This window comes from Megasphaera sp. UBA4233 (assembly GCF_002395615.1).
GTDB lineage: Bacteria > Bacillota > Negativicutes > Veillonellales > Megasphaeraceae > Megasphaera > Megasphaera hexanoica.
On sequence record NZ_DGXL01000034.1, the window covers coordinates 1 to 7,780 of the forward strand.

Sequence of the window (7,780 nt, forward strand, 5' to 3'; positions counted from 1 at the left end):
CTGCAGGTCGATGATGTAGATGCCATTGCGTTCCGTGAAGATGAACCGTGCCATCTTAGGGTTCCAACGGCGGGTCTGATGACCGAAATGTACGCCTGCTTCTAATAATTGTTTCATTGATACTACTGCCATAATTGTGATTCCTCCTGTTTTTTCCTCCGCCCGGTCATCACTTGTGAAAACCGCGCAAACGGCACAGTTACAAGCTCGACGGTGCGTGTGTATTTTGAACCTTTCATATTATATCACAAGACGTATAGGGCCACAAGCTTTTTTTGCGACTTCGTCTTTCAAGTTTTTATGGATAAATATATGACAATATGGTAGAATAATGTTATATTGTCTTCTGGGTGCAGATGTCCCGGACGGAGCAGTACCCTTGCCGTGAAGACATAATAGTAAGGCCACAGAAAGGACTATTTTAAGGAGGTACGGCTCATGTTTGAACAAATGGAAACCCTGCAACCTGTCATCTTAGCTGGCGGCGATGATTCCCGTATGGGATACAACAAGGCCCTGGCTTCGTTTGAAGGGACGACACTGATTGAAACGATTTACACCCTGCTCGATTTCGTCTTTGACAAATCTCCTATGGTCGTAACCAACGACAAGGCTATTTTCAAGGACATCGACTGTCTGAAAGATGCCCTCATCGTAGAAGACGTGTATAAAGGCGCCCAGACACTGGGGGCTGTAGCAACGGCCTTCCAGTATACCGATGCGGAAAATATCTTCGTCATCGGCGTCAACATGCCTTTCGTTTCCGTTCCCATGATTGAAAAGATGTCCTTCCACATCCAGGCGGCCGATGCCGTCGTTCCCGTCCAGGATGGAACCGACATCTGTCTCCATGCCGTGTATAACCGCCGGCTCATGCCTCTCATGCGGAAGAAAATCGCCGAAGGCAATCACCTTCTCCACTCGTTCTTCCCCCAGATCGACCTGGTACAGATCCCGGTCCGCAAAGATAAGCAGGAAGATGCCATATTCTTCGATGTCCACACACCGATGGACCTCAAGATGGCCGAAGAACAGTACGAATCAATCAAGGAAACGGAACCGGAAGCATTCCAGCCCCTTCTGGAAACAGATCCCATAGCTCTCAAAAAAGACTGATCATAAAAATATACGCGCCCTATAAGCGGATGCAGACAGGCGCTGCAAGATCTCTTGTTACGATCTTGCAGCGCCTGTTTTTTGTCCCGCCGGTGCGGGAACAGCGTTATTCCAATATGTAAACCAGCACAGTCCGGCGTCCGAACTGCATGCACTGGTTATAATCGAGCATGCACAGGTCCACCCGGTTCCCCAGGATATCACTGCCCGTATCTTCCGCCCGGGCAATACCGTAGCCGGGGATGTAGACTGTCGTGCCTAAGGGGATGACGTTGGGATCGACGGCAATCTCACCGTAGCGGGCACGCGTCCCCATCTTGGTGATGCCTTCGCCGTTGCCATCAGTCGGCAGATAGGCCGTGGCAACCATCGTATAGACAGCTTTGTACTTGGATATGGTGCCCGTATTGATTTCTACCGTTTCCTTCGTGCCTACATGGCGGATGAGCGGCTGCATCTCTGCCACCAGTGTCGTAGAAATGTGCTCTTTGCCGACGACCTGACCATCGAGGCTGACCAGATAATTCTTGACTGTCTTGCGGCCATTGACCCCCTGCTGCAGGACCTGTTCTTCGCCCTGTCCCAGCGTTTCGTCCGGGATACTTTCTATCGCATAGGGAACGACTTCGTCTTCCGTGATTTCCTTGCGGGACAATACGCCCACCCTGATGGTCATGTTTTCTTTGACAGGAGCCGATACATCTCCATATGCCCGGTAGTTCTCACTATCGTACCCGGCCTGTTCGACTGCTTCCTGCACCGTCTTTTTCGCAGTGCGGATGGTCTTTTTCTGATTCTTATATTCTATCGTCACCGGTACTGCCCGGCGCACAGTCGCCGTCGTCCCTTCTTTCAGCGTATCGGTCGAAAGCTCTACTTCGTCATGATGACCGAGGGAAATATTGTTTTCCCGCAGGAGTGCTTCCGCATTGATCGCATGGGTATAGACGGTATGCGTCCGGCCATCTGCTTCTATGGTCACTGCCCTGCCCCGGTCCACGAATCCCGTCAGAGATACCAGTACCAGCAAAGCAATCAGAGTCACATACATGCGCGTAATGCGCTGGGAAATACGTTTTCTCATCCATATCCTCCTTATTTCAAATACACTATTCTCTTGATTTTATCAGAAAGTGGGGGGATATGTCAAAATAAGGCCGGATTTGTAACTAAAATGTGTCATTTATCCCCAGAAGTCCGCCGGAGCACCCTGGTCTTGATATCTTTTTTCTGCAGCTGCCGCGTATGGTCTTCCGCTTCTTTCTGCAGCATCGCCTGGGCATGAACGGGTTCTCCTTTACGCGTATCAGCCAGATAGCGGTATGTCCCGTCGCCGTTCATGGCATAGGCTTTGACGTTATCATGGAAATACAGGTTCAGGATTCCCTTGATCCGTTCTTTATGGGGCTGATATTCGACGGGAATCATGAGTTCGACCCGTTCGTTCAGATTGCGGGGCATCCAGTCGGCGGAGGAAATGAATACATCTTCCCGGCCATTATTATAGAAATAAAAGAGGCGGCTGTGTTCCAGATAGCGGCCTACGATGCTGTGGACTTCGATATTATCACTGAGGCCGGGTACTTCCGGACGGAGCACGCAGATACCACGGACGATGAGCTTGATTTTGACGCCAGCCTGCGACGCTTCATAGAGGCGGGCGATGACTTTCTTATCAAGGAGCGAGTTCATCTTGGCGATGATCAAAGCTTTCTTCCCTTGCCGGGCCCAGGCCGTTTCCTGATCGATTTCTTCATAAATCCGCTGACGCAGATTGAGCGGAGCTACGGCCAGTTTGTTCCAATATGGAGGATCGGAATAACCGGACAGGAGGTTGAAGAAGGCCGAAGCATCGACGCCGATCAGCGGGTCGGAAGTCAGAATGCCGACATCCGTATAGATTCGGGCCGTCTTGCCGTTGTAGTTCCCCGTCGCCAGATGGACATAGCGTTTGATGCCGTCTTCTTCGCGGCGCACGACGAGGGTAATCTTGGAATGGGTCTTGAGGCCCATGATGCCGTAAATGACGTGACAGCCGGCTTTTTCCAGCTTCGCCGCCATGTGGATATTATTTTCTTCATCAAACCGGGCCTTGACTTCCATGAGGACCGTGACCTGTTTGCCGTTTTCCGCAGCCTGAGCCAGAGCCGCAATAATCGGCGACTTGCTGCTGACCCGGTATAAGGTCTGCTTGATGGCCAGGACACTGGGATCGGTCGCAGCCAGGCGGACGAAGTTTTCGATAGTTTCAAAGGTTTCATACGGGTGATGGACCATGATATCGCGCTGCGAAATAGCGGTCCACATATCCGGAGCATGGAGGTTTTCTAATTCGTACGCCGGCTGCGGGAAAGCCGGTGCATAGCGCAGATAGTCGTAGCCTTCGATACCCGTGAAGGAGAAAAACACCTTGCAGTCCAACGGTCCGGGGATCATGTAGACGTCACGGTCTTCCAGAGACAGTTCGGTCATGAGCAGGGTCTTCACCATGCGGCTTGCCGAATCAGCCAGTTCCAGACGGACGGCAGCACCTTTTTTCCGCTTTTTCAGCGATTTGACGACTTCTGCCAGGAGATCTTCCGCATCATCATCGATATCCAGGTCAGCATCGCGGGTCACGCGGAATGGTGTAGCTTCCAGGATTTCACAGCCCAGGAAGAAACGTTCAGCAAAGGTACTGAGCACGTCTTCCAGGAAGAGGAACTGCTGTGGTCCCGTTTCGCCCGGCACTTTGATAATCCGATTGATGACTGACGACGGTACGGGCAGGATAGCTGTCTTGACGCTGCTATCCCCTTCGCGGCGGCGCAGGAGGACAGCCAGGTTGAGGCTCAGACTGGAAAGGAAGGGGAACGGGTGGCTCGAATCGACGGCCATCGGCGTGACGACCGGGTAGATTTCCCGTTCAAAGAAATTTTCCAGCCATAACTGCTGTTTTTCATTCAATTCAGACGGCTTGATGAAATACAGGCCTTCGCCACGCAAGCGGTCGCGCAGGTCATTCAGATAGGCATACTGCTGCCGTACCTGTTCGTGTACCATCTGTTCGATAGCTGAAAACTGTTCCTGCGGCGTCATGCCAGCAATATCGTGATGATTGACTCCACTTTCGATGAGATGCTTGACGCCGGCCACGCGAATCATGAAAAATTCATCGAGATTCGATGCGCTGATGGCCACAAAATTGAGCTGTTCCAGGAGCGGGTTCGACGGCACTGCCGATTCGCGCAGCACCCGTTCATTGAATTTGATCCACGTGCATTCCCGGTTCAGATAGTTCTGGGGGTTTAAAAAGTCCACTCATCACACCTGCCCTTTCAGCAATCGGGGAGTAATACCGAATATTTCTTCAAAATTCCGGCTGGCCTGAATAAACGACCACCGTTCGAGAGAAATATCCAGTTCCGACTGATAATACAATTTGAGTTCCTTGTCGCCTAAAACGGCGCGAATCTGCTTGATTTTTCCCGTATGACTCTTATCGATAGCATCTGCCAGGGAAAAGATAGCCTGCAGTTTAGAAATCAATACTTCCAGTCCCGGCGTTGGATTCCGGTCAACCCAGTCCGCATGTTCTGAAGGCATGTACGGGTCAATATAGGAAGCGACGCTGGCGACGATTTCTTTTTCTTCGTCTGTAATACTGAATAAATCAGTCTGCCGGATCAATTCGTACGAACAGACACGATGCTTGCGCATGTTGATGAATTTACCGGTTTCGTGCAAAATAGCAGCCAGCCGCAGCAGATAGCCCGTATGATAAGCAAGGCCACAGCGTTGATACAGAGCCTGGAAAATTTTTGCAGCATACGATTCGACGCGAGCCGAATGATCCGGATTATACAGGTAGCGGCCGGCGATGGTCCGGGCCAGGTCAAGCAGCAGTCCCCGCTGGTGATTCACATAGGGATCTGCTGTCTGTTCGGCTACGTAATACAGGGAATAGCCTTCCGTAAAGGTCGTACTCATCAATACGATCATGTCGATTTCAATAGTCCGGAACAGTTCATAGTACAGCATAAACGTCGGCATGAGCACATTGGCCAGGCCTTCGGATAATTTGAAGCGCTGCATGAGCTTAAGCGGCGTCAGGCCGTGGAAGGATTCGACAAAATCGCGGAACATCTGCGGCCGGATCAGCGTGGCCCCATTCTGTGGCTCGATGTGCATCAGCTTGCCCAGGAGGACGGCGCTTTTGCCGGAAAGGACGATATAGCGGATGTCATGTTCGCGCACATTAGCCCAGAGCGGTGCCAGACTGCCATGAATGAATTCCCGCGCTGCTGTCGGAAACGAAATGTCTTCGCGCTGACGCTGTGTAAAGTTTTCCATAATCCGCAGTGAACCAAGATAGACATTCTGCTGGAACAGAAGATGGTCATCCTGCCAGCAGGTCAGGCCCATACCGCCAGAGGTAATGTCTACCAGCAGCACAGCATGACCAGCAAAATTAAAGGTCCCTTTCAGGACATGATAATAGAGGCCAAAAAACTTGTAGTAAATTTCTTTGGTCATGTGAACGACTTCGACTTTAAAGCCCGTGCGTACTTTAATCTGGTCGAGCGCATTCAGCATATTGTCGGCTTCCCGTATGGCTGTCGTCGTAATGACCCGTACGTCCTGTACATCATAGTCACGCAGCAATTGTTTGAAGCCGTTCAGAATGCGGCAGATTTCATTTAAGGAACGGAAACTGACGTGATGTGTCTTAAATACTTCTTCACCGTATTCCACTTCCTGGGATACATTTTCTATGATTGTCATATCATCCATCGCCGTGTACGATATGATTTTCATTGCCATATTTACAGTACCGATATGAATGATACCGGCATACTGCCTTACCCTGTTCTCCATAGTCAACCCTCACTCGTATTTAGTTTTAATATCTATATTATACATGATTTCAAGAGGTCATTTACCTATTTTCTGTATAATCTTTGTAAAAGATTTCCCTATTTTACTATAAAAAATTTCCGGCCCTTCTTTTTTTCTGATATAATATGTATTTAGCGACAAGTTGGTATTGCCCTTCGTCAGTCTGATTGAATATAAAGAGAGGTATGTTATGGAAAAAATAGCCATCATTGATCTGGGATCGAACTCCATCCGATTCGTAGCCCTGCAGATAGCAGATAATGGTGCGTATTCGTTTATGTATCAGGAAAAAGAAGCCATCCGTCTCGGCCACGGTCTGAGCGAAACGCAGATGCTGAGTGAAAAAGGCATGGAACGAGCCATGACCTGTCTTAAAGTCTACAAACACATGATGGATGTCGGTCATATCGAACATTGTATTGCCGTAGCCACAGCGGCTGTCCGCAATGCTTCCAACGGCGATGATTTTCTAAAGCGGATCAATAAAGAAACAGGCATTACCATGAATGTCATCACCGGTGAACGGGAAGCCTACCTGGGTTATCTGGGTGTCATCAATACGATCAACGTCCGTGATTTTGTTCTCTTCGACCTGGGCGGCGCCAGTGTTGAATTAACTCTCGTCCGCAATGGAGAAATTAAAAAATCCGTATCCGTGCCCATTGGAGCCGTAACGCTGACGGAAAAATTCAATACCTCCGGTGACCCCGACCCGGATGCCCTGGAAGCCTGTCAGAAATACGTCGGCAAACAGTTGGAAGAAGTCTCCTTTATCGCTGATGCAGGCCTGCCTCTCATCGGTATAGGCGGGACGGCTCGTAATTTTGCCAAGATGGACCAGCGCATCACAGGCTATGATTTATCCAAAATCCATAATTATATTCTATCGTATGACAACTTCGAAAATTTATTCATCGAAATTACGACCCGTACGGCAGTAAATCGGAAAAAGATACCCGGTCTTTCTTCCGATCGTTCTGATTTAATCATCGCCGGGGCCCTGGTCATCGATACCTTATTTTCTCTCACGCGCAGTCAGGAACTCATCGTCAGCGGCTGCGGCCTGCGTGAAGGCCTGTTCTTCGAATACTACGCCGCTTATGCCAATATGGAAAAACCACGCTTCGACGATATCCTGGAACAAAGCATTTCTAATTTCCTCAAGGCCCTGCCCAACACGAACTACCAGCATATCCGGCAGGTAGAACGGGTAGCGACAATGCTCTTCGACCAGCTGCAGCCCCTGCACGGCTACGGTCCCAAGGAACGGCGGCTTTTGGTCACGGCAGCCCGCCTGCACGATGTGGGAAAAATCATCAACTATTACGATCATGCCCGTCATTCGGCTTTCATCATCGGCCATGCACCGATTTACGGCCTGACTCAGATGGAACAAATCGACGCCTCGTTCATCGCCGGATTCCATCATGGTATCAGTCGTAAAATCATGCGGTCCTATCGGTATGCCCATATGCCATCGGAAGAAGAATGGACGATGATCCGTCGCCTCTCTACCCTGCTGGCCCTGGCTGAAGCGTCGGACCTGACCTACGAACAGCTCGTGGATAATATCGAAGTAGCTCATGCAGAAAACGTCATCGTCCTCATCCTGACGGTCACACCGGGAGCTACCTACAATGCGGCCGATTATGAAATGAAGCAGCTTCTCAGTCAATTCAAGAAAGAATTCGGAGCATCTCTGCTGCTGGTATGGAAATAAAAGGCAAAGCTCCTTTCATAGTTCGTTTGACGTTTGTCAAAAAGTGAACGTACCCCCGTCTATAGA

6 protein-coding genes are annotated in these 7,780 nt (G+C 50.0%); 2 read left to right on the top strand and 4 right to left on the bottom strand.

The features are described from left to right. The coding region (locus tag B2U90_RS11765; protein WP_292017870.1) for a 30S ribosomal protein S2 at window positions 1–132 on the bottom strand (132 nt) is incomplete at its 3' end. 306 nt (window positions 133–438) lie between these two features. Between B2U90_RS11765 and mobA the strand changes: the two genes are divergently transcribed. Continuing rightward, entirely contained in the window at window positions 439–1,116 is a 678-nt protein-coding gene (gene mobA / locus B2U90_RS11770; protein WP_170087160.1) for a molybdenum cofactor guanylyltransferase, read from the top strand. 106 nt (window positions 1,117–1,222) lie between these two features. Here mobA and B2U90_RS11775 read toward each other — a convergent pair whose 3' ends face one another. The 3 genes from B2U90_RS11775 to B2U90_RS11785 all read right to left on the bottom strand — a co-directional run bounded on the left by B2U90_RS11775 (window position 1,223) and on the right by B2U90_RS11785 (window position 5,973). Beyond that, entirely contained in the window at window positions 1,223–2,200 is a 978-nt protein-coding gene (locus tag B2U90_RS11775) for a ubiquitin-like domain-containing protein (protein ID WP_113855805.1), read from the bottom strand. A gap of 95 nt (window positions 2,201–2,295) precedes the next feature. Beyond that, window positions 2,296–4,416 carry a polyphosphate kinase 1 gene (gene ppk1 / locus B2U90_RS11780; RefSeq protein WP_292017867.1) on the bottom strand — a complete coding sequence of 707 codons (2,121 nt, stop codon included), beginning with the start codon at window positions 4,414–4,416 and terminating at the stop codon, window positions 2,296–2,298. Between the two features lie 3 nt (window positions 4,417–4,419). Beyond that, window positions 4,420–5,973: an HD domain-containing protein gene (locus B2U90_RS11785; protein WP_292017868.1), complete on the bottom strand. Its 1,554-nt coding sequence runs from the start codon at window positions 5,971–5,973 to the stop codon at window positions 4,420–4,422. A 211-nt stretch (window positions 5,974–6,184) separates the two neighbouring features. Between B2U90_RS11785 and B2U90_RS11790 the strand changes: the two genes are divergently transcribed. Further along, entirely contained in the window at window positions 6,185–7,714 is a 1,530-nt protein-coding gene (locus B2U90_RS11790) for a Ppx/GppA phosphatase family protein (RefSeq protein ID WP_292017869.1), read from the top strand. The last annotated feature ends 66 nt before the right edge of the window (window positions 7,715–7,780 follow it).

What these genes read in the sequence shown, in the direction of transcription:
- mobA (WP_170087160.1), top strand. Translation starts at nt 439, where the DNA reads ATGTTTGAACAAATGGAAACCCTGCAACCTGTCATCTTAGCTGGCGGC.
- B2U90_RS11775 (WP_113855805.1), bottom strand. Translation starts at nt 2,200, where the DNA reads ATGAGAAAACGTATTTCCCAGCGCATTACGCGCATGTATGTGACTCTG.
- B2U90_RS11785 (WP_292017868.1), bottom strand. Translation starts at nt 5,973, where the DNA reads ATGGAGAACAGGGTAAGGCAGTATGCCGGTATCATTCATATCGGTACT.
- B2U90_RS11790 (WP_292017869.1), top strand. Translation starts at nt 6,185, where the DNA reads ATGGAAAAAATAGCCATCATTGATCTGGGATCGAACTCCATCCGATTC.